The 21,863-nt window shown below is 68.3% G+C and carries 23 protein-coding genes; 19 read left to right on the top strand and 4 right to left on the bottom strand.

Annotation, left to right across the window (positions count from 1 at the left end; all coding sequences use genetic code 11):
- The first annotated feature begins 23 nt into the window (after positions 1-23).
- From M8009_RS02180 to M8009_RS02190, 3 genes are all read left to right on the top strand, one after another.
- Positions 24-1,352 (top strand): MATE family efflux transporter, encoded by a 1,329-nt coding sequence (locus tag M8009_RS02180; RefSeq protein ID WP_250059124.1) that lies wholly within the window; start codon positions 24-26, stop codon positions 1,350-1,352.
- 117 nt (positions 1,353-1,469) lie between these two features.
- Positions 1,470-3,122, top strand: a complete 1,653-nt coding sequence (locus tag M8009_RS02185; protein ID WP_250059125.1) for a nitrite/sulfite reductase — start codon at positions 1,470-1,472, stop codon at positions 3,120-3,122.
- On the top strand, positions 3,115-3,645 hold the full coding sequence (locus M8009_RS02190) for a DUF934 domain-containing protein (protein ID WP_250059126.1): 531 nt from the start codon (positions 3,115-3,117) through the stop codon (positions 3,643-3,645). The genes M8009_RS02185 and M8009_RS02190 overlap by 8 nt, the downstream gene beginning before the upstream one ends.
- A gap of 65 nt (positions 3,646-3,710) precedes the next feature.
- Here M8009_RS02190 and smrA read toward each other — a convergent pair whose 3' ends face one another.
- Entirely contained in the window at positions 3,711-4,304 is a 594-nt protein-coding gene (gene smrA, locus M8009_RS02195; protein WP_250059127.1) for a DNA endonuclease SmrA, read from the bottom strand.
- A 115-nt stretch (positions 4,305-4,419) separates the two neighbouring features.
- Here smrA and M8009_RS02200 point away from each other — a divergent pair, with 115 nt between their 5' ends.
- The 5 genes from M8009_RS02200 (at position 4,420) to M8009_RS02220 (ending at position 6,905) form a co-directional block, all read left to right on the top strand.
- Positions 4,420-4,860 carry a gamma-glutamylcyclotransferase family protein gene (locus M8009_RS02200; RefSeq protein ID WP_250059128.1) on the top strand — a complete coding sequence of 147 codons (441 nt, stop codon included), beginning with the start codon at positions 4,420-4,422 and terminating at the stop codon, positions 4,858-4,860.
- 68 nt (positions 4,861-4,928) lie between these two features.
- The gene (gene arsC, locus M8009_RS02205; RefSeq protein WP_250059129.1) at positions 4,929-5,276 is read left to right on the top strand and encodes an arsenate reductase (glutaredoxin); all 348 of its coding nucleotides are present in this window, start codon (positions 4,929-4,931) and stop codon (positions 5,274-5,276) included.
- Between the two features lie 57 nt (positions 5,277-5,333).
- The gene (gene wrbA / locus M8009_RS02210) at positions 5,334-5,957 is read left to right on the top strand and encodes an NAD(P)H:quinone oxidoreductase (protein WP_250059130.1); all 624 of its coding nucleotides are present in this window, start codon (positions 5,334-5,336) and stop codon (positions 5,955-5,957) included.
- Positions 5,954-6,346, top strand: a complete 393-nt coding sequence (locus M8009_RS02215; RefSeq protein ID WP_250059131.1) for a DUF2069 domain-containing protein — start codon at positions 5,954-5,956, stop codon at positions 6,344-6,346. Before wrbA ends, M8009_RS02215 begins: the two co-directional genes overlap by 4 nt.
- Positions 6,347-6,434: 88 nt before the next feature.
- A complete protein-coding gene (locus M8009_RS02220) occupies positions 6,435-6,905 on the top strand; it encodes a c-type cytochrome (protein WP_250059132.1) in 471 nt (156 codons plus the stop codon).
- A 70-nt stretch (positions 6,906-6,975) separates the two neighbouring features.
- Here M8009_RS02220 and M8009_RS02225 read toward each other — a convergent pair whose 3' ends face one another.
- Positions 6,976-7,659: a cytochrome b/b6 domain-containing protein gene (locus M8009_RS02225; protein WP_250059133.1), complete on the bottom strand. Its 684-nt coding sequence runs from the start codon at positions 7,657-7,659 to the stop codon at positions 6,976-6,978.
- 127 nt (positions 7,660-7,786) lie between these two features.
- Here M8009_RS02225 and M8009_RS02230 point away from each other — a divergent pair, with 127 nt between their 5' ends.
- The 3 genes from M8009_RS02230 to pdxH all read left to right on the top strand — a co-directional run bounded on the left by M8009_RS02230 (position 7,787) and on the right by pdxH (position 9,567).
- Entirely contained in the window at positions 7,787-8,488 is a 702-nt protein-coding gene (locus M8009_RS02230) for an AzlC family ABC transporter permease (protein WP_250059134.1), read from the top strand.
- On the top strand, positions 8,485-8,832 hold the full coding sequence (locus tag M8009_RS02235; RefSeq protein ID WP_250059135.1) for a branched-chain amino acid transporter permease: 348 nt from the start codon (positions 8,485-8,487) through the stop codon (positions 8,830-8,832). Before M8009_RS02230 ends, M8009_RS02235 begins: the two co-directional genes overlap by 4 nt.
- 93 nt (positions 8,833-8,925) lie before the next feature.
- Entirely contained in the window at positions 8,926-9,567 is a 642-nt protein-coding gene (gene pdxH / locus M8009_RS02240; protein WP_250059136.1) for a pyridoxamine 5'-phosphate oxidase, read from the top strand.
- A 63-nt stretch (positions 9,568-9,630) separates the two neighbouring features.
- Here pdxH and M8009_RS02245 read toward each other — a convergent pair whose 3' ends face one another.
- Entirely contained in the window at positions 9,631-12,378 is a 2,748-nt protein-coding gene (locus M8009_RS02245) for a bifunctional acetate--CoA ligase family protein/GNAT family N-acetyltransferase (protein ID WP_250059137.1), read from the bottom strand.
- Positions 12,379-12,489: 111 nt separating this feature from the next.
- On the opposite strand from M8009_RS02245, the gene M8009_RS02250 reads away from it, so the two are divergent.
- A complete protein-coding gene (locus tag M8009_RS02250) occupies positions 12,490-13,425 on the top strand; it encodes a histone deacetylase family protein (protein ID WP_250059138.1) in 936 nt (311 codons plus the stop codon).
- 153 nt (positions 13,426-13,578) lie between these two features.
- Complete coding sequence (locus M8009_RS02255; protein WP_250059139.1) at positions 13,579-14,214, top strand: helix-turn-helix domain-containing protein; 636 nt, start codon at positions 13,579-13,581, stop codon at positions 14,212-14,214.
- A 3-nt stretch (positions 14,215-14,217) separates the two neighbouring features.
- Here the strand turns inward: M8009_RS02255 and M8009_RS02260 are convergent, their stop codons facing one another.
- On the bottom strand, positions 14,218-15,063 hold the full coding sequence (locus tag M8009_RS02260; protein ID WP_250059140.1) for a formate dehydrogenase accessory sulfurtransferase FdhD: 846 nt from the start codon (positions 15,061-15,063) through the stop codon (positions 14,218-14,220).
- A gap of 95 nt (positions 15,064-15,158) precedes the next feature.
- On the opposite strand from M8009_RS02260, the gene M8009_RS02265 reads away from it, so the two are divergent.
- The 6 genes from M8009_RS02265 (at position 15,159) to M8009_RS02290 (ending at position 21,862) form a co-directional block, all read left to right on the top strand.
- Positions 15,159-15,590, top strand: coding sequence for a DUF3305 domain-containing protein (locus M8009_RS02265; protein ID WP_250059141.1), 432 nt, complete (start codon positions 15,159-15,161; stop codon positions 15,588-15,590).
- Positions 15,587-16,177 (top strand): DUF3306 domain-containing protein, encoded by a 591-nt coding sequence (locus tag M8009_RS02270; protein ID WP_250059142.1) that lies wholly within the window; start codon positions 15,587-15,589, stop codon positions 16,175-16,177. The genes M8009_RS02265 and M8009_RS02270 overlap by 4 nt, the downstream gene beginning before the upstream one ends.
- A 186-nt stretch (positions 16,178-16,363) precedes the next feature.
- Complete coding sequence (locus M8009_RS02275; protein ID WP_250059143.1) at positions 16,364-18,076, top strand: 4Fe-4S binding protein; 1,713 nt, start codon at positions 16,364-16,366, stop codon at positions 18,074-18,076.
- Between the two features lie 4 nt (positions 18,077-18,080).
- Positions 18,081-18,683, top strand: a complete 603-nt coding sequence (locus tag M8009_RS02280) for a TorD/DmsD family molecular chaperone (protein ID WP_250059144.1) — start codon at positions 18,081-18,083, stop codon at positions 18,681-18,683.
- A gap of 93 nt (positions 18,684-18,776) precedes the next feature.
- Entirely contained in the window at positions 18,777-18,980 is a 204-nt protein-coding gene (locus M8009_RS02285; RefSeq protein WP_250059145.1) for a twin-arginine translocation signal domain-containing protein, read from the top strand.
- Between the two features lie 26 nt (positions 18,981-19,006).
- Complete coding sequence (locus M8009_RS02290) at positions 19,007-21,862, top strand: molybdopterin-dependent oxidoreductase (protein ID WP_250059146.1); 2,856 nt, start codon at positions 19,007-19,009, stop codon at positions 21,860-21,862.
- Position 21,863 lies beyond the last annotated feature (1 nt).

The following is a 21,863-nucleotide window of genomic DNA, read 5'->3' on the forward strand; positions in this document are numbered from 1 at the left end:
CCCCTCACCTGCCCGGAACACGGATGCTGCCCGAGCCCACTCGCCGCCAGACGATCCTGCGCCTCGCCCTGCCGATCATCGCCGGCATGCTCACCCAGAGCCTGCTCAACCTGATCGACGCGGCCCTGGTGGGCTCGCTAGGCGAGGTGCCGCTGGCCGGCGTGGGCATCGGCGGCTACGCCATGTTCCTGATCACCGCCGTGGTCTTCGGGCTCTCCTCCGGCGTCCAGGCCCAGACGGCTCGCCGCCACGGCGAACAGGACTGGGAGCGGCGCGCCATGGCGCTCAACGCTGGCCTGGCGATCGCCCTGGCGGTCGCCCTGCCCCTGACCCTGCTCTGCCTGTGGCAGGCGCCGCGCCTGCTGGCGCTGATCAACCAGGACCCGGCGGTCAATGCCGAGGCGGTGGACTACTTCCGCTGGCGGGTCGTCTCGCTGATCCCGGTGGCGATGATCTTCTGCTTCCGTGGCTACTGGAACGGCATCCAGCAGACCGGCATCTACCTACGCATCATCCTGGTGATGCATGCCATCAACGTGGTGGCGAGCATCGGCCTGATCTTCGGGCACCTCGGCCTGCCGGCGATGGGCGCGGCCGGGGCCGGCGCCGGCACCACGCTGTCGCTCTTTGCCGGGCTCGCCATCTGGGCCGGGCTCAGCCTGCGCCACGCCACCGCCAGCGGCTTCCTGGCCGGCCTGCCGCGGCGCCCCACCCTGGCGATCACCCTGCGCCTGGCCACCCCCCACTCCTTCCAGCAGCTGTGGTTTGCCGCCGGCTATGCCGTGCTGTTCTGGATCCTGGGCCAGATCGGCACCGCCAGCGTTGCCGTCGGCCACGTGCTGGTCAACCTCTCGCTGCTGCTGATCCTGCCCGGTGTGGGGCTGGGCATGGCGGCGATGAGCCTGGTGGGCCAGGCGCTGGGCCGCCAGGCCCATGGCGAGGCCCACCGCTGGGGCTGGGAGGTGGTGCACCTCGCCTGGCTCTGCCTGGCAGTGCTCGCCCTGCCGATGCTGCTGTTTCCCGAGGCGTTGCTTGGCCTCTTCCTGCACGATCCCGTGCTGGTCGCCATGGGCCGGGTGCCGCTGATGCTCACGGCCGTGATGATCGTGCTCGATGCCGCGGCGCTGGTGTTCGCCCAGGCGCTGCTCGGGGCCGGTGCCCACCGCACGGTGATGGCGACCACCCTCATCCTGCAGTGGCTGGTGTTCCTGCCGCTCGCCTGGTGGGTCGGGGTGGTGCTCGACCAGGGGCTGGTCGGCATCTGGTGGGTGCAGCTGGGCTATCGCTGCCTGAACTCGGCCGGCTTCATGCTGATCTGGCAGCGGCGGCGCTGGCAGGCGCTGGTCATCTGAGCCCGTCGTCATTCCATTTTGCATATAAACTATGAATATTTATTCTTTTCTAGAATAAACGACAAGCGGTAAGGTAGCGCCATAGTCCGCCACTTCCCAGCATCAGGAATGCGCTGAATGTATCGCTACGACACCCACGATCAGACGCTGGTCGATGAACGCGTCGCCCAGTTCCGCGACCAGATGCGCCGCTATCTCGCGGGCCGGATCAGCGAGGAGGAGTTCCTGCCGCTGCGCGTGCAGAACGGCCTCTACATCCAGCGCTATGCCCCCATGCTGCGCATCGCCATTCCCTACGGCATGCTGGCGTCCTATCAGCTGCGCAAGCTGGGCGAGATCGCCGCCCGCTATGATCGCGGCTATGGCCACTTCACCACCCGCACCAACCTGCAGCTCAACTGGCCGAAGCTCGAGGACGTGCCGGATATCCTCGCCGAGCTCGCCAGCGTGCAGATGCACGCCATCCAGACCAGCGGCAACGATATCCGCAACACCACCACCGACCAGTTCTCCGGCGTCGCCGCCGACGAGCAGGTCGACCCGCGCCCCTGGTGCGAGCTGATCCGTCAGTGGTCGACCTTCCACCCCGAGTTCGCCTACCTGCCGCGCAAGTTCAAGATCGCCGTGACCGGTGCGACCGAAGACCGCGCCGCCATTCAGGTCCACGACGTGGGCCTGCGCCTGTGGCGCGATCGTGACGGCGAGGTGCGCGTCAGGGTTCTGGCCGGCGGGGGCCTGGGCCGCACGCCGATGATCGGCGAGGTGGTGCGCGAGGACCTGCCCTGGCAGCACCTGCTGACCTACCTGGAGGCCCTGGTCCGGGTCTACAACCAGTTCGGTCGTCGCGACAACAAGTTCAAGGCGCGCATCAAGATCCTGGTCAAGGCGCTGGGGGTCGACGAGTTCCGCCGCCGCGTCGAGGAGGAGTGGGCCCACCTCAAGGATGGTCCCCAGACCCTGACCGCCGGCGCCGTCGAGGCCGTGGCGGCGCACTTCGTCGAGCCGCCACGGCGCGAGGTGACGGCCGAGGCCATCGACGCCTTCGAGCGGCTGCGCGGCGAGAACCGTGCCTTCGCGCGCTTCGTCACCAACAATGTCGCCGACCACAAGGTGGCCGGCTACAAGGCCGTGACCCTGTCGCTCAAGCGTCGCGAGCATTCGCCCGGGGATGTCACTTCGGAGCAGATGGCGGCCATCGCCGACCTCGCCGACGAGTTCGGCCACGGCGAGCTGAGGGTCACCCACGAGCAGAACCTGGTGCTCACCGACGTGCCGGTGGACCGCCTGGAGGAACTCTGGCAGCGGCTGGAGGCCCTGGGCATGGCCAACCCCACGGTGGGGACCCTGGCCGACCTGATCTGCTGCCCCGGCGGCGACTATTGCGGCCTGGCCAATGCCAAGTCGATCCCGGTCGCCCACGCTATCCAGGAGCGCTTCGAGGACCTCGACTTCCTCTACGACCTGGGGCCGCTGGAGCTCAATATCTCCGGCTGCATGAATGCCTGCGGCCACCACCATGTCGGCCACATCGGCATCCTTGGCGTCGACAAGAAGGGCGAGGAGTACTACCAGATCTCGCTGGGCGGCAGCCAGGGCAATGGCACCTCCCTGGGCAAGATCCTGGGCCCCTCGTTCTTCCGCGAGGACGTGCCGGAGGTGATCGACAAGCTGCTGCAGGTCTATGTCGGCAGCCGCCAGCCCGACGAGACCTTCCTCGACACCTATCGCCGCATCGGCCTCAAACCCTTCAAGGAGCGTGTCTATGCCTGAGCAGACCGTCACCCGCCCGCTGATCGTCAAGCGCCGCCTGGTCGAGGACCAGTGGGTCCGCCACGACGAGGAGACCGTCCCGGCGCAGGGGCCCTCCCTGGTCCCCCTGGCGGTCTGGCAGGCTGCCGGCCGGCGCGACGACCTGGCCCCCTGGCTGCCCAGCGACACCGAGCTCACGCCGGCGCTGGCCGACGAGCTCAAGACGGCCCCGCTGGTCGGCATCGACTTCCCGAAGTTCACCGATGGCCGGGGCTACAGCATCGCCCGACTGCTGCGCGAGCGGCACGGCTATCGGGGCCAAATCCGCGCCCTGGGCGATGTGCTGATCGACCAGCTGTTCTACATGTCGCGCTGCGGCTTCGATGCCTTCTCGCTGCGCGAGGACCAGGTCGTCGAGGATGCCCTGCGCGCCCTGGACACCTTCAGTCGCGGCTACCAGCCGGGCACCGACGACCCCGAACCGCTGTTCCGTCGTCGCCTGCGCGAGCTCGGACAGCGGCACGCGCAACCCGCCCTGGCCTGACGCTCCCTCCCCGTGCAGAGCACGCTGCCGGCCCTCGGGCCGGCAGCACTGTTTGCGCGCGGGCCTCAGCCGCGCCGCTTCTGCTGGCGTTCGCGGTTCGCCGACCTCGCTCGCTCGCTCTTGCGCAGCATCACCCAGGTCGCGCCCAGGCCGCCGTCTGCCTGACCCGCCGAGACGTAGGCCTGGACCTCGTCGAAGGCGCCGAGCCACTTCGCCAGGTAGGAGCGCAGCACGTTGGGCGGGCTGTCGATCTCGCGTCCCCGGCCATGGACGATCAGCACCGAGCGCAGGTCGTGGGCGTAGGCCTCGCGAATGAAGGGCGGCAGCAGTCTCCGGCACTCCTCCAGCGGCCGACGCAGCAGGTGGAGGCTGGCCTGCACCGGGTAGCCGCCGTGACGCAGACGGTCGACCACCGCCTGCTGGATGCCGTCGCGGTGGAAGGCCAGCGGATCGAAGGGGGGCACCAGGTCGACGAAGTCGTCGGAGAGGAAGTCGCGGCCCGAGGCCTCGGCCGCGGCACTCTCGCGCCGGGCCAGCTGCGCCTCGCTGGGCGCGCCGCGGGTTCGCCCGGGGTCGGCCCGGTTGGTGGCGCTGCGCAGGGGACGCACATCCTCCATCAGTGCCCGGAAATCCACGTCGTCGCGATTCGCCTGGCTCATGGGGCACCTCCTGGACGTCATGGGGAAATCCCATCCTAGCAGAGCCGCCCCGGCGGCTTAAGTCGCCGGCCCGATCGTGGCAGGATGGCCACCTCCCCCACGACAAGGATGCCCCATGCGACCCCTCAAGTGGCTGGGGGCCCTGGCCCTCGGCACACCGCTGGCCCTGGCCGGCTGGCTGTGGCTCTCGCTGCTCAGCCCCTGGACCTATGACCGACCCGACCACCTGGATCCCGTCCGGGAGGGCCCCCACCGGGTCTTCGTCTATGGCACTCTCACCCATGCGCCGGTCCGCTGGCTGGTCTACGGCCGCGTCGGCGACCCCGAGCCTGCCGTGCTGGAAGGCTTCGAGCGCACGGGTCTGGACCTGTCGCCGGCGCCCGGGGCCCGGGTCGAAGGGCTGCTGCTGCGTGTCGAGGCCCAGGAGCTCGAACGCCTCGACCGCTACGAACGCCTCGGCATCCGCTACGAGCGGGTCCGCCAGGTGCTCGCCGATGGCCGGGCGGCCTGGGTCTACCGTCGCCTGCCGGCCACGGACGAGGCATCGGCGGAGTGACGTCATGCTGGCCCTGCCTGCACCCGCTGATACAATGGCGCCACCTATCCCGGGTCCAAGGAGCCTCCATGGCCGGCATCACCCTCTACCACAACCCGCGCTGCTCCAAGTCACGCCAGGCCCTGGCCCTGCTCGAGGAGGGCGGTGCCGAGGTGACAGTCCGCCGCTACCTGGACGCGCCGCTGGATGCCGATGAGCTGCGCTCCCTGATCCAGCGCCTGGAGGGGAGTGTCTCGGCGCTGGTGCGGCACAATGAGACCGAGTGGAAGCAGCTCGGGGCCGATGCCGAGGATCCCCGCCAGGTGATCGATGCCATCGTCACCCACCCGCGGCTCCTGCAGCGGCCGATCGCCGACGATGGGCAACGGGCCGCCATTGGCCGGCCGCCCGAGGCGGTTTGCTCCCTCCTCGACTGATCCCCGTCGCGCGTCGCGCCGTCTTCAGGTCCATGCTTCAGTCCATCAGGAACCCCCATGACCGCAAATCTCCCCTATGTGCTGGTCCTCTTCTACTCGCGCCACGGCGCCACCCGCGCCATGGCCGAGCGCCTCGCTGCCGGCGTCGAGTCCTGCCCGGGCATCGAGGCCCGCCTGCGCACCGTGCCGCCGGTCTCGGCCACCTGCGAGGCCGTCGATCCCGAGATTCCCGACGCGGGCGCCGTCTATGCCAGCCTCGATGATCTGCGCCACTGCGCGGGCCTGGCCATCGGCAGCCCGACCCGCTTCGGCAACATGGCCGCCCCCCTCAAGTACTTCATCGACGGTACCAGCGAGCTCTGGCTCGGTGGTGCCCTGATCGACAAGCCGGCCACCGCCTTCACCTCGACCTCCAGCCTGCATGGTGGCCAGGAGACCACGCTGGTCTCGATGCTGCTGCCGCTGCTGCACCATGGCATGGTCTATGCCGGCCTGCCCTACAGCGAGATCGAGCTGATGGAGACCGCCGCCGGCGGGACCCCCTATGGGGCGAGCCATGTCGCTGGCAAGCGCAGCGACCGGCCGCTGGACGAGCATGAGCGCCACCTGGCCTTCGCCCAGGGCAAGCGGCTGGCCCGCCTGGCCCTGGCCCTCGATGCCGCGCGCCGGGAGGCCTCATGAGACAGTGGCTGGAAGGACTGGAAGCCCGCAAGGGGCTCGATCGGCTGACCGAGGGTTCACGCCGGCTGGTGCTGGGCAGCTACGGTCTGCTGCTGGCATTGATGGTCTATCGTGGTGTGATCGTCACCACCGACGGCAATCCCCTGGTGCCCCTGCTGGCCTTCGTGCTGCCGCTGGTGCTGTTCCTGCCCTCGATCCTCACGCGCCGCCCCCGCGGCCATGCCTGGCTGGCCTTCGTCAGCCTGCTCTACTTCAGCCAGGGGGTGATGGTGGCCACTCTTCCCGGCCAGGGGCTGCGCGGCAGTGCCGAGGCCTTGGTCGCCCTTGCCCTGTTCGTCGGCTGCACGGCCTACGCCCGCTTCCGCAGCCGGCAGCAGCGGGCCGACTAGCGGATGGCGCGAGAGCTGCTAGGCTGAGCTTGACCGGCGTCAAGCGACGACCGGTCATCCCCTCACTGGACACGAAATGGAGATCGTGATGCCACTCTCCCGCCTGCCTCTCATCGCTGCCGCCACCCTCTCCACCGCCCTTCTCGCCTCGACCAGTAGCCAGGCCGATGTCGACAAGGCCATCGAGTACCGCCAGGATGCCCTGGGCGTCATGGCCTGGCAGATCGGCCCGCTGGGCGACATGGCCCAGGGCAAGGTCGACTACGACGCCGAGGAGTTCGCCCGCCGTGCCGAGAATCTCGCCGGCGTGGCCCACCTCCCCTGGGAAGGGTTCGTCGAGGGCTCCCTGCGGGGGGACGACCATGGCGTCGATACCGATGCCCTGGCCGATATCGCCGACGACCGGGCGGACTTCGAGTCCCGTCAGCAGACCCTGATCGAGGAGACCGCCACCCTGGCCGAGCTCGCCCGGGGCGATGACTTCACGGCCATGCGCCGTCAGGTAGCGACGGTCGCCGATACCTGCAAGGGCTGCCACGACAACTATCGTGCCGAGTGATCCGGCGCGACGCCGTCACGCCGAGGCGGCGCCTCGAACCGCCTCGGCCTCGCCCCCATCTCGCCGCGCATCACAGCTGCCATAGCCAGCCCACCACCCCGATTGCGACCACCAGCAGGGCGGCCGCCAGCCAGGGACTGCCACGCGCCGGGACGGCGCTTTCGTCGGCCACTTTTTCGGGACCTCCCGGCAGCCGCTTGCGCCCCGTAACCATGGCGCCCACCAGACGCTCCCCCTTCAGCCGATGCACCACCAGGGCCACCAGGTGAAGCACGATCAATGCGATCAGCAACTGCGCATTCCAGTGGTGCAGGGTGTGCAGGCTGTCGCTGACCTCGCTCGAGACCCGCTCATGCAGCGGCGCCTGGAAGAAGATGTCGTCACTGAGGAAGAGCCCGCTGGTCGCCTGGACACTCAGTGACACCAGCATGGCGAGCACCGACAGTCCGCCGAGGGGATTGTGGCCGGCATAGGGCGGCAGCGGCCCGCGGCGCAGGGCGCGCAGGTAGTCCAGCATGGCGCGTGGCCCATGCAGGAAATGCCACAGCCGCGCGTGGTGGCTGCCCGCCAGGGCCCAGCCCCAGCGAAAGAGCAGCAGGCCCAGCACCACCAGCCCGGCCCGACCGTGGATCTCCACGGGAAACACGAAGGGCGCCCCGCCGGTCTTCATGGTGTAGAAGGAGAGTGCCACGGTGCTCACCAGGGCCCAGTGAAACAGGCGTATCGGCAGATCCCAGACTCTCACTTGGTGCATCTTGCTGGCTCCTCGCGTTTCCGGAATAACATCCTTGCCGCCGGGTGAGACATGGCGCCGTGCAGCGTATAATGTTCCGCTCATGCAAGTGTCGGCGCTACACCACACGACGACAAGGAGGTCCGCGTTGCTCAAGCGTCACGCCTGGCGGGAGGCGGGTGTCACCACCCTGCCGGTGATGTTCGGCTACCTGCCGCTGGGGGCCGCCTTCGGCATCCTCGCCATAGAGGTGGGCGTCCCGGCCTGGGGGGCGCTGCTGATGTCACTGCTCATCTATGCCGGGGCTGGGCAGTTCCTGGCCGTCACCCTGCTCGCCGCCGGGGCCGGGCTGGTGGAGGTGGCCGTGGCCACCCTGATGTTGAACTCCCGCCATCTCTTCTATGGCCTCTCCCTGTTGCGCCGCTTCCAGGGTGCGGGCTGGCGCAAGCCCTACCTGGTCTTCGCCCTCACCGACGAGACCTACTCGCTGCTCACCACCCACGGCGGTGATGCCGGCCTGGACCATGCCCAGGCCTTTCGCGTCAGCCTGCTCAACCAGCTCTGGTGGGTGCTGGGCTCGTTGGCGGGGGTGCTGGTCGGCACGACCCTGGCCTTCGATAGTCGCGGCATCGAGTTCGCCCTGACGGCGCTGTTCATCGTCCTCACCCTGGAACAGGCACGCCGGCTGCGCCAGTGGCTGCCCTTCGCCATCGCCCTGGTCACCGGCCTCGCGGCCATGCTGCTGCTGCCGGATCGCCACCTGCTGCTGGGCGCCATCGGGGCGGCCAGCCTGGTGCTGCTGGCCGACTACCGCCGCCGGCAGGGCCGGCTGGCAGGAGGTGCATCATGAACGGCCTCGATCTGCTGGGGTTCATCATGGTCTGCGCCGCGGCAACGCTCGCCACCCGGGTACTGCCCTTCGTGGCCCTGGCGCGCCAGGCGGAGCACCCGCTGATCCTGCACCTGGGCCGCTACCTGCCGCCGGCGGTGATGATGATCCTGGTGCTCTACGCCCTGCGCGACTTCCGCCCGCTGGCCGACGGCCAGCTCAATGCGGCGGCCGATGGCTGGCCGATGATCCTCGCCTCGCTGGCGGTGGTGGGCCTGCACCTGTGGCAGCGCAATGCCCTGCTCTCGATCATCGGCGGCACCGGCGCCTACATGGCGATGGTGCAGCTGGGCTGGGCACCATAAGCTTATCGGGAAATATCTACCGCCCGCCCCGCCCGGGGTATTGAGCTCGAACCGGCGAGCGGCGACCATGGCACAAAATCCGAGGAGAAGGTCATGACACGCAAGATTGCCGATATCCGGCGCGACTATGAAGGCGGCCAACTCGACGAGTCCGCCACCCCCGACGAGCCGATGGCGCTGTTCGACGAGTGGCTGACCCTGGCGCTGGAGGCCGAGGGGGACGACGGCAATGCCATGACCCTGGCCACCGCCGACAGTCAGGGGCGTCCCCATGCCCGCATCGTGCTGCTCAAGGGCATCGACGACCAGGGCCTGGTCTTCTACACCAACTACCACAGCCACAAGGGCAGCGAGCTGGCCAACGTGCCCCATGCGGCCCTGGTCTTCTGGTGGCCCTCGCTCTCCCGCCAGGTGCGGGTCGAGGGGCGTGTGGAGCAGGTCGCCCCCGAGGAGTCGGATGCCTACTTTGCCACCCGCCCGCGCGGCAGCCAGCTGGGCGCCTGGGTGGCCACCCAGAGCGTGGTGATCCCGGATCGCACCTGGCTCGAGGAGCGCGAGCAGCGCTTCGAGCACGCCTACGAGGGTCAGGAGATTTCCCGCCCCATCCATTGGGGCGGCTACCGGGTAGTGCCCGACATGATCGAATTCTGGCAGGGGCAGCCGAGCCGGCTCCACGACCGCATCCGCTACGAGCGCCGCGACGGCAGCTGGCACCGCTTCCGCCTGGCGCCCTGAGCGCGCCTCCCGCCCCACGGCTCCCGCTACTGTGGCGGGGGCCGTTGTCGTCCAGCGACCGGCTCAGTCCGGCAGGCTCTCCAGGCGATGCTTCTGCCAGTCGCTTTCCGGCTCGTTGAGCCGCAGCACCGCATCCACCACCTGCTCCTCCATGTTGTAGCGCTGCTTGAAGCCCAGGTGCTTCATCAGCGCTCGCATTGGATGGTTGTCGACCATGATCTTGCCGATCATCTCCAGGGTGCCCACGCTCTTGCAGTAGCTGATCATCTTCTTCATCAGCAGGCTGCCGATGCCGAGCCCCTGGAGGTCGTCGCGGATGATGACCGAGAACTCGGTACGGATGTTGTCCGGGTCGTTCCATACGCGGACCACCCCGAGCATCTCCTTGCTGCCGTCGTCTTGCAGGTGCTCGGCGATGAAGGCCATCTGCCGGTCATAGTTGATGTGCGAGAGGTTCGACAGGTCGCGCTGGGTCAGGTCGGCCTTGTTGTGGAAGTAACGGAAGCGGATGCTCTCCTCGGAGAGCTGCTCATGGAACCGGGTGATTAGTGGCGCATCCTCAGCGCGGATCGGGCGAACCTCGACCTGCCAGCCGTTCTTGAGCGTCACCCACTCCCGCAGCTCCTCGGGATAGGGCATGATCGCGAAGCGCGCGGGAGTGCCGAGGTCCATGGCGAAGTCCACCGCCAACACGCCATCGCGGTTGAGCAGCAGCGGGTTGAGCTCCAGGCCACGCAGCTGGGGCAGGTCACTGGCCATCTGTGACAGTTTCACCAGCAGCTCGCAGAGCCGCTCCAGGTCGCGCTCGGGATGGCTGGAGTGTTCGCGGATCAGGCGGGCGGCATGGGTGCGCCCCACCACGTCCGCGGCTAGGCTCATGTTGAGCGGCGGCAGGGCCACCTGGCGGTCGGCCAGGATATTGACCTTGTAGCCACCGATGCCGAAGACGATCACCGGGCCGAAGACCGGGTCCCGGGTGATACCGGCACACAGCTGCATGGAGTGCTTGCCACGCTGCATGGCCTGCAGGCAGTACTCGCGGACCGCGAAGTCCGGAAACTTCTCCGTTACCTTGTCGCGCAGGCGTCCCACGGCCTCGGCGACCTGTTCCGGGCTCGCCAGGTCCTGGATCAGGCCGGCGGAGATCTTGTGCGGGTGCTGGCGGTAGCGGAAGGGGCGGCAGTTGCCCTCGTGAACCACCTTGAGGGCCATGGGCCCCTCGAAGGCGGCTGCCGCCTCGGCGGCCTCCTCGGCAGTCTGCGGGTAGCGGCTCGCTGCCACCGGGAGGCCGTAGGCCTCCAGCACCCGGGACGTCTCGGAATGCGACAGGCATTCGCGTCCCGCCTCGCGGGCCTCCTCGATCAGCGACCGGCAGCGCCGACGGATCTCCGGGGTAGTGGCAAAGGGCAGGCTCGGCGGGATTTCCTGGAGCAGTGCCTGCACCCGCTGGTAGTCGACCATGTGCATGAAGGCCTTCACCGCCTTCTCCGGGGAGATGTAGGTGGGAATGCCGGCCAGATTGCACTCGTGGCGCGCCGAGAGGGCCTCCTCGAGGCCCATCCAGCTGGTCAGCAGGTTGCGCCGGAAGCGCTTGCGCGCGGCGATGATCGCCTGGGCGGTGGTCTTCGACGGGGCCAGGCGGGTCGGGGCATGGACGACCAGCACGGCATCCACGCCCGGGTCGGCCGCCACGATCTCCAGGGCCTCGACGAGTCGCTCCGGGGTGGCATTGCCGCCCAGGTCCACCGGGTTCTCGCCGGGCTTGCTCATGTCGAAGTCGTCGCGGCGCAGGGCGTCACGGGTCGCCTCGCTGAATTGGGCCAGCTTGCCCCCGGCGTTGATCAGCTTGTCGATGGCCAGCATCGCCGGCCCCAGGCCATTGGAGACGATGGCCAGGCGATCCCCCTTCAGCGGCTTCACGCGTGACAGCGTCTCCAGGGCATCGAACAGCTCGTCGGAGTCGTCGACCCTGACGACCCCTGCCCGGGCGAAGGCCGCATCGAAGATCTGGTCGCGATTGGCGACACCGGGCGTCGGCGGCAGGCCGGAAATGTCGGACTCCGCCGTACGGCCGCTCTTGATGGCCAGTACCAGGCGATTGCGGGAGGCATCGCGCAGCGCGGTCATGAAGTGCTGGGCATCCATGATGCGCTCGAGGTGAAGCAGGATCGCCTGGGCGGGGGAAAACTGGTTGATGTAGTCCATCAGGTCGGGCAACAGGACGTCGACGCTGTCCCCCACCGTGAGCAGGTGGGAGAAGCCGATGCCGCGGCCGGCGGCCCAGTCGATCATGGCATTGCCGAGCATTCCCGACTGGCCGAGATAGGCCACTCGCCCGGCCTTCACCGGCTGGCTGGCATAGGAGGCGTTGAGCTTGCGCCCCGGCACGATCAGCCCCATGCACTCGGGCCCGAGAACGCGGATGCCCGAGACCCTGGCGGCACCGAGCATGCGGCTGCGGATCGAGCCCTTGTCGCCACGCTCATCGTCGAGGTGGGCACCGCCGGACAGCACCAGCGCGGCCTTGACGCCGAAGCGCCCGAGCCTCTCGATCAGGCCCGGCACCGTCTCCACCGGCGAGCAGATCACCGCCAGGTCGGGTACCTCGGGGAGCTGCGAGACCCGGCTGACGCAGGGCATCGAGAAGACCGACTCATAGCCCTTGGGGTTGACCGCCCACACGCTGCCGGCAAAGCCGCCTTCCCGGAGATTGCGGATCACCAGGCCGCCCATGGAGTGTGGCTTTTCGGAGGCCCCGATCACCGCGATGGTAGCGGGCTCGAAGAAATGGCGCAGGAAGCGGGTGCTCAAGCAGGATCCTCCCTGAAGGGCTCGTCGCCCTTCATTGTGTAAGACTTATTGACACTGTTCTGCAAGCGGGCGTCACGATTAAGGTGACCTCAATCACTTCGGAGCCAGTGCATGATCACCGCATACATTACTCACCCCGACTGCTACTTGCACCACATGGGCCCCGAACACCCCGAGAGTCCGCTGCGGCTGGATGCCATCCGGGCGAGGCTGATGCTCTCCGGCGTGCTGCAGCAGACCATGCAGTCCGACGCACGGGAGGCGACCGAGGAGCAGCTCGCGCGGGTCCACCCCCTTCGCCACCTGCGGGCCCTGGACAAGTGCGTGCCGGAGCATGGCATCGTCACGCTCGATAGTGACACCATGATGAATCCTGACAGCCTCAAGGCGGCACGGGTGGCCGCGGGGGCGGTGGTGCGTGGCGTCGACCAGGTGTTCCGCCACCAGGCCGACAACGTCTTCTGCGCGGTGCGCCCCCCGGGGCACCATGCCGAGGCCACCGACGCCATGGGCTTCTGCTTCTACAACAACGTGGCGGTGGGCGCGGCCCATGCCAGGGCCAAGTACGGGGCCCGCCGGATCGCCATCCTCGACTTCGACGTGCACCAGTGCAACGGCACCATCGACATCTTCAAGGATGACCCCGAGGTGCTGGTCTGCACCAGCTTCCAGTTCCCGTTCTACCCCTGGCGCTACCTGCGCAGCGAATGGCAGAACGTGGTCAACACGCCCCTGCCCGCCGGCACCGACAGTGCCGCCTTCCGCCAGGCGATCGAGGACGACTGGCTCCCTGCCCTGCATGCCTTCAAGCCGGAGATCGTGTTGGTCTCGGCGGGCTTCGACGCCCACCGCGACGACCCCATGGCGGAGCTCTGCCTGGAGGACGAGGACTTCCACTGGGTCACCCTCATGGCACTGGAGATCGCCGCTCTCTATGCCGATGGGCGCCTGGTGTCGGTGCTGGAAGGCGGCTATGACCTGGACTCCCTGGGCCGATGTGCCGAGGCGCACCTCAAGGCCCTGCTCGGGTTGCCCTTCGGCGATTGAGCCGGCTGTTTCCCGGTACAGGGAAACAGCCGGCCTCCCATCGGTTTCCCCGCCTCCCCGTCGCGGCTTGGCATGACGGGGTCGCGGGCGTGGGGCCGCGAGCCATGGCTGTGGTAGGCTTGGGGAAACCTCGTTTCCTATAGTGAACAGCGCATGACCGCCACCACCGATCAGGACGCCGCCCTGCGCATCGCCGCCGGCCGCAAGCCCTTCGTCGAACCGCTGCGCCTCGGTGAGCGCCTCAAGGAGATTCGCCTGGCGCACCAGTGGACCCTGGAGGACGTCAGCCAGCGTACCGGCCTGGCGCGCTCCACCCTCTCCAAGATCGAGAACGACCAGATCTCCCCCACCTTCACCGCGGTGCAGAAGCTGATCAATGGCCTGGGTATCGACCTGCCCCAGCTACTCTCGCCCCCCCGGGTCCAGCCCCGCAGCATGGGGCGGCGCGACCTCACTCGCCGTGGCGAGGGCCAGCGCCACCCTACCCCGACCTACGAGCACGAGCTGCTCAGCTGCGAGCTCGCCCAGAAGCGCATGATCCCCTTCAAGACCATCGTGCGGGCGCGCGCCTTCGACGAGTTCAGCGAATGGGTGCGTCACGACGGCGAGGAGTTCCTGATGGTGCTCGACGGTGAGATCCTGCTCTATACCGAATACTACGAGCCGCTGGCCCTGGCCAGCGGCGACAGCATCTACTTCGACAGCGCCATGGGCCATGCTCTGGTCTCGGTCAGCGACGCCGATGCCGTGGTGCTGTCGGTCTGCACCCGGGGCGAGAGCAGCACCTGAGACTCACGCCCGCACCCGGTCCCCGGGACGCCGGGCGGGTACGGCATCGAGCTCGAGCCGTCCCGCGCCATGGATCGCCTGGAAGTGGCGCCCCTTGGCCCGGGCGATCAGCAGCACGCCGAAGCGCTCGGCCAGCTCCACCCCCTTCTGGGTCACGCCAGACCGCGACACCAGCACCCCGATGCCCATCTGTGCCACCTTGAGGACCATCTCCGAGGTCAGCCGCCCGGTAGTGTAGAAGACGTCGGCGTCGGCACTCTCCGCCGCCAGCAGCCACTGGCGGCCCGCCAGGGTGTCCACGGCATTGTGACGCCCGACGTCCTCGACGAAGTCCAGCACTGCCTCCTGGCGACACAGCGCGCACCCATGCACGGCCCCGGCACTGCGGTAGGTCTCGTTGTAGGCGCCGAGGTTGTCGAGCAGCTGGTAAAGCACCGACTGGCGCATCACGGTGGCCGGCAAGGGGCGCAGCGAGGTCGCCTCGAGCAGTCGGCCGAAAACCGTCCCCTGGCCGCAGCCGGTGGTCACCGTCCGCTGCCCCAGGCGCTCTTCCAGGTCCTCCGGCAGGTGGCGAGTAACCACCGCGGCCGCTTCCACCTCCCAGTCCACGTGCACCGCCTGGAGATCGTGCTGGTCAGCCAGCAGCCCCTGATTGCGCAGGTAACCGACCACCAGGGCCTCGGGGTCGGCGCCCAGGGTCATCAGGGTGACGATTTCCCGCTTGTTGAGGTAGACGGTCAGGGCCCGCTCCGCGGCGATGGCCTGCCGCTTCGCCTCGCCGAACTCGTCGAGCACCTCGATCTCCAGGGTGGCAGGTAGGCGTGCCCGGCTCAGGCTGATGTCGTGCATCCACGGCTCCTCGGCAGAACGTTGATTGTCGATGATGGCATTGTCTCTGCCTACTGTCTTTACTGCATAGACACAAGGCTGGAGCAAGTCGTCACATGTCGCCAATCAGTAGTTCTCGCTCCCTCAGCTTCGATGTCGTCGGCGAACCGCTCGCCATCAAGGGCTTCACCACGACCCGCTGGGAAATCATCGACCTGGCGCCCGGACACGCCGGGCCCTGGACCCTGGACCTGCAGCTCTACATGACCGAGCGGGCCGCCTACCGCTTCAACCTGACGAGTGCCACCCCCCGCTTGTTCGTGCAGGCCGGTGAGGCCGGCGCCAGGCCAACCCCCACTGCCATCACTGCCAGCCAGGACGTGGCCGCGGGCTGGCTCGATGGCGAGCATCGGGTCCTTGAGGTCAACATGCCGCTGGCGATACAGGCCTGGATCGAGGCCTACCTCGCCCATCATGGCGAGGCCCCGGCGGAGGGCCGCAAGAAGAAGCGCAAGGGTGCCGGGCGCGCCCGGGAGATTCAGGCGTGAGCCGGTTCGAGAGATGGTCCCGGCTCAAGCGCGGCGAACTCCCGGCGTCCCCGGAGACGCCGTTGTCGCCGCAGGGGAGCGAGACGAAGGAGAGCGAGGCGCCTGGCCGGGAGCCGCTGGAACCCGATCATCCCGATAGGGCGAGCGCGTCGCCGGCGCCCGGCAGCCTCGACCACACCCTGCCCGACCCGGACACCCTGCCCGCCGGCAGCGACATCAAGGCCTATCTGGCCTCCGGGGTCAGTAGCGGCCTGCGCAAGCGCGCCCTGCGTCGCCTCTTCGCCGCGGACCATTACGGCATCCGTGATGGCCTGGACGACTACGACCATGACTACCGCGAGAAGCTCCAGCCCCTGGCCGGTGAGGTGGCGGAGCGGCTGCGCAACTGGACCCGACAGCGGCTCGACGATGACGAGCCCCCGGAAGATGTCCCGGAAGAGGTTCCGTCAGAGGACACGGCCGCCAGCGAGGAGGGCTCCCCCGAACTTACCTCGGACGCCCCCCAACGGACGTCGGACACCGAAACCACCGGCGCATCCGAGGCGCTGTCGCCCGAGACGCCACGATCTCATGAGCGCAAGGGATGAATCCGAGGCGGGGCAGTCGTCCGACGTCAAGGGTCAGCCCATTGAGCCGGCCTATCGGGTCCATGAAGCAGTTCTGTGCATTAGACCAAGGGAGCGTTTGCGCACGGCGCCGATTCGACCAAGACTGATAGATTAGCACTTCACAACAAGAACAAGTTAACTCTACGTAACCGACCGTGAGACTGCATGAACCAGCGAATCGATATCATGCCGGTGGATGATGACCGCAACCGGCAGGCGCGGGAGGCAGCACGCCAGCGTGTCTCCTGGCCGGTCAACCTCACCCCGGCCAGCGTCGGCTACCGCAGCGAGGGACATGCCCTGGTGCTCGGCAACGAGCGCGACGTCCGGCGTGCCGCCCTTGCGCTGCACAAACGGGGCCTGCCTTCCCCGACCCTGCTCTTCACCGAGCCCATGGCCGATGGCGAGCCGCACGACGAGGACGAGGCGCTGCTCGCCGACACCGCCGCCATGACCCACCAGCGGCTCACCCTGGCCCAGTCCCGTACGCTCGAGGTCGAGGGTTATCTGGGGCACTTCTCGGTTCGCCTGGCCGGCCAGGAGGACACGCTCGACCTGGCACGGGCACTGGCCGGGCGCGGGCATTTCGACCTGGTGCTCGACCTGGGCGAGACCCCGGTGCTCGCCCTCGAGCTGCCCCCACCCGGCTATGCCGCCCTCGCCTGGCCTGACCCCCAGCGCGACGAGCAGCTGGAGGCGCTCGCCGGCCTGGTCGGCGAGTTCGACAAGCCGCGCTACTTCCAGATCGACAACGCCCTCTGCGCCCACTCCGCCAGCGGCTATACGGGCTGCACCCGCTGCCTGGAGGTCTGCCCCGCCGATGCCGTCAAGAGCCACCAGGGCCGCATCGAGGCATGGATCGAGATCGACCCCTTCCGCTGTCACGGCGTCGGCAGCTGCAGCAGCGCCTGCCCGACCGGGGCGATCGAGTTCCGCCTTCCCGAGACGGCCCGCCAGCAGGAGACCCTGCTGGCCTGGCTCGCCGCCTACCGGGACGCCGGGGGCACGGCACCGGTGGTGCGCTTCGCCGAGGCCGGCGACCTGGCCACGGAGGGCGAGGCCGCCGGCCATGTTCTCGACATCCCCCTCGAGGAACTCGGGGCCGCCGGTCACGACCAGTGGCTGACCGCCCTGGCCGGCGGGGCCGCCGAGGTGCGCATCCAGTGCCGCCCCGGCATGCCCGACCGCCTCACGGCCTTCATCGACGACCAGCTGGCCCAGGCACATGCCCTGCTGAACGCCCTTGGCCACTCGCCGACACGGGTGAGCCGCCTGACGGCCGGTGACCAGGCCGCCCGTGACGCCCTGCCGGGCGAGGCGCCGCTGGAGCACGCTCCCCTGACGCTTACCGGCAGCGACAAGCGCGACCGCCTCGATAGCGTGCTCGACCACCTGGCGCGTTGCGGCGCGCCCGATGGCCAGCGCCACGCGATGCCGGCCGGCGCCGCCTATGGCGGCCTGGCGGTGGACGGCGAGGCCTGCACCCTGTGCCTCTCCTGCGTCTCCAACTGCCCGACCCCGGCACTGGCCGCCGGTGACGACCGCCCGCTGCTGAGCTTTCGCGAGGCGGACTGCGTGCAGTGCGGGCTCTGCGCCGAGGCCTGTCCCGAGGATGCCATCACCCTGGTGCCCGGCTTCCTTGCCGACGCCAGGCGCGGCGAACGTCGGGTCCAGCACGAGGAGGCGGCTTTTCCCTGCATTCGCTGCGGCAAGCCCTTCGCCGCCGCGAGTACCGTCGCGACCCTCAAGGCCAAGCTTGCCGACCATCCCTACTTTGCCGGTGATGCCCTGGCACGCCTGGAGATGTGCGAGGACTGCCGGGTCAAGGATGTCTGGCAGGCCATGGCCCGCGACCCCGAATCGCAGCTGAAGGTATGACGCCATGAACGAATTGAACGAGCGCGACGCCCTGCGAGCCGATGTCTACCGGCTGCTGGCACGGCTGCTGCGCGAGGCGCCCGATGCCTCACTGCTCGACTGGCTGGCCGGACTGGAGGTCGACCAGGACGGCACCCTGCTCGCCGAGCGCTGGGCATCGCTGGTCGCCGCCGCGGGCGCGACCACGGCCGCTGCCCTCGAGCGGGCCCACTTCCGCCACCTGGTCGGGGTGGTGCAGGGCGACATCACACCCTATGCCTCCTGGTATCGCAACGGCGAGCTGATGGATGCGGCGCTGGTCGCCCTGCGCCGCGACCTCAAGGCGCTGGGCTTCCAGCGCGCCGAACACAGTCGGGACCCGGAGGACCACCTGGCCGCCCTGTGTGAGGTGATGGCCATGCTGATCGAGGCGCGCTCCGCGGACGAGGCGCGCTTCTTCATGGCGCACCTTGCGCCCTGGGCGTCGATTTGCCTGGCCGACCTGGGAGCCGTGGAAACCGCCTTCTATGCCCACCTCGGTCGTCTTGGAGAGGCCTTTATCGAAGAGGAGTCCCGGCGACTCGAGGCCGAGTCGCGCGAGGATCCCGTCCGGATCGTCGAACCCTGACGCCTCACGGCGGACCGTGAGGCCACAAACACAAAGACAATCACAACAAGGCCCGCAAGGGCCGCAGACAGCATGAGTAGAGGAGACATCCCCATGCCCAACACACGCAATCCGCAGCGCCGGCGCTTCCTCAAGACGCTCGGTATCGGTACTGCCGCCGCCGGTGCGGCGGCGGCCGTCGGTCATGTGACCCTGGCCCAGGCCGACGCCAAGCCGACCAAGAAGGAGGCCAAACCCTCCGGTGAGTACCGGGAAACCCCTCACATCCGTGCCTTCTACGCCACCCTGCGTGACTGACGGCCCCGAGCCAGGAGAGCGATGCTATGCGTCTGACACCTAGATCCGATACTCCGAGGGCCGGCGGACTGGGGATTTCCCGCCGTCAGTTCCTCAAGCGCAGTGGGGCCACCACCGGCGGGCTCGCCGCTGCCGGCTTCATGGGCGCTCCCATGATGCAGCGCACCGAAGCCGCCGAGAAGACCGCCTGGTCCGATGCCCCGGTGGAGACCAAGCGGACCGTCTGCTCACACTGCTCGGTGGGCTGCGGCGTCTACGCCGAGGTCCAGGAAGGCGTCTGGACCAGGCAGGAACCCGCCTTCGACCACCCTATCAACCGCGGCGCCCACTGCGCCAAGGGCGCCTCGCTGCGCCAGCACGGCCACTCGAGCCGCCGCCTCAAGTACCCCATGAAGCTGGTGGGCGGCGAATGGCAGCGGCTGAGCTGGGACGAGGCCATCGAGGAGATCGGCAACAAGGTGCTGGAACTCACCGAGGTACACGGCCCGGACAGCATCTACTGGCTGGGCTCGGCCAAGTTCAACAATGAACAGGCCTATCTGATGCGCAAGTTCGCGGCCCTGGCGGGGACCAACAACACCGACCACCAGGCGCGTATCTGCCACTCCACCACGGTCGCCGGGGTGGCCAACACCTGGGGCTACGGGGCGATGACCAACTCGCTCAACGACATCCAGAACAGCAAGTCGATCATGTTCATCGGCTCCAATCCGACCGAGGCACATCCGGTGGCCATGCAGCACATCCTGCTGGCCAAGGAGCGCAGCCAGGCGCAGATCATCGTCGTCGACCCGCGCTTCACCCGCACCGCGGCCAAGGCCGACAGCTTCGTGCGCATTCGCCCCGGGTCCGACGTGGCCTTCATCTGGGGCCTGCTGTGGCACATCTTCGAGAACGGCTGGGAGGATCGGGAGTACATCGACCAGCGCGTCTATGCCATGGACGAGGTGCGTGAGGAAGTGGCCCAGTTCCCGCCGGACGTAGTCGAGAACATCACCGGCGTCGCCGAGGAGGCGATGCGCGACACCGCTCGCCGCCTGGCCGAGAACCGTCCCGGCTGCGTGGTGTGGTGCATGGGGGGTACCCAGCACACCACCGGCAACAACAACACCCGTGCCTACTGCATCCTCGAACTGGCGCTGGGCAACATCGGCAAGTCCGGCGGCGGGGCCAACATCTTCCGCGGCCATGACAACGTCCAGGGCGCTACAGACCTGGGCCTGATGTCCCACTCCCTGCCCGGCTACTACGGCCTGGCCGAAGGTGCCTGGGCCCACTGGGCGAGGGTCTGGAACCTCGACCTCGACTGGCTGAAGAGCCGTTTCGACCAGGCCGAGTACGCCGATGGCCAGCCGATGTACTCCAGCGGCATCACCGTCTCGCGCTGGATCGACGGCGTGCTCGAGCAGGAGGAGGACATCTCCCAGCGCACCCGGCTCAAGGCGATGTTCTACTGGGGGCATGCGGTCAACTCCCAGACCCGTGGTCCCGAGATGCAGAAGGCCATGCAGCAGCTCGAGATGATGGTCATCGTCGACCCTTACCCCACCGTGGCCGGGGTCATGCATGACCGCCAGGACGGCGTCTTCCTGCTGCCGGCCGCCACCCAGTTCGAGACCACCGGCAGCGTCACCGCCACCAACCGCTCCATCCAGTGGCGTGACAAGGTGATCGAGCCGCTGTTCGAGTCCAAGCCCGATCACGAGATCATGTACCTGCTGGCCAGGAAGCTGGGCTTCGGTGACGAGCTGGTCAAGAACTACCAGATGAACGGCGACGAGCCGCTGATCGAGGACATCACCCGGGAGTTCAACGCCGGCATGTGGACGGTGGGCTATACCGGCCAGAGCCCGGAGCGGCTCAAGGCCCACCAGCAGAACTGGCATACCTTCAGCTTCCACGACCTGCGCGCCGAGGGCGGCCCCGCCGACGGCGACTACTATGGCCTGCCCTGGCCGTGCTGGGGCACCGCCGAGATGGGCCATCCCGGTACCCCGATCCTCTACGACACCAGCAAGAAGGTCTCCGAGGGCGGCCTGACCTTCCGCGCCCGCTTCGGCATCGAGCGCAATGGCGAGAACATCCTCGCCGACGGGTCGTTCAGCGAAGGTTCCGAGCTCGAGGACGGCTATCCCGAGTTCACCGATTCCATGCTCAAGGACCTCGGCTGGTGGGACGACCTGACCGACGCCGAGAAGGCCGAGGCGGAAGGAAAGAACTGGAAGACCGACCTCTCCGGCGGCATCCAGCGCGTGGCGATCGCCCATGAGTGCGCCCCGTTCGGCAATGCCAAGGCGCGCTGCAATGTCTGGACCTTCCCCGACCCCATCCCCAAGCACCGCGAGCCGCTCTACACCAGTCGCCGCGACCTGGTGGCCGACTACCCGACGTGGGACGACGTGGCCTCCCACTACCGCCTGCCCACCCTCTACAAGACCATCCAGGACAAGGACGTCACCGGGAAGTACCCGATCATCCTCACCTCCGGACGCCTGGTGGAGTACGAGGGTGGCGGCGAGGAGACCCGCTCCATGTCCTGGCTCGCCGAGCTGCAGCAGGAGATGTTCGTCGAGATCAACCCGGCACTCGCCAACGACCTGGCCATCGCCGAGGGCGACATGGTGTGGGTCGAGGGCGCCGAGGGCGGCCGCGTGAAGGTCAAGGCACTGGTCACCCCGCGGGTCGCCCGCGAGGTGGTCTTCATGCCCTTCCACTTCGGCGGCATGTTCCAGGGCGAGAGCCTGCACGACCGCTATCCGGAGGGCTCGGCACCCTATGTGCTCGGCGAGGCGGCCAACACCGCCACCACCTACGGCTATGACTCGGTGACCCAGATGCAGGAAACCAAGTGCACCCTGTGTCGCATCGAGAAGGCAAGCTGAG

It is taken from the genome of Halomonas gemina (assembly GCF_023554995.1).
In the GTDB taxonomy this organism is placed as follows: Bacteria; Pseudomonadota; Gammaproteobacteria; order Pseudomonadales; family Halomonadaceae; genus Halomonas; species Halomonas gemina.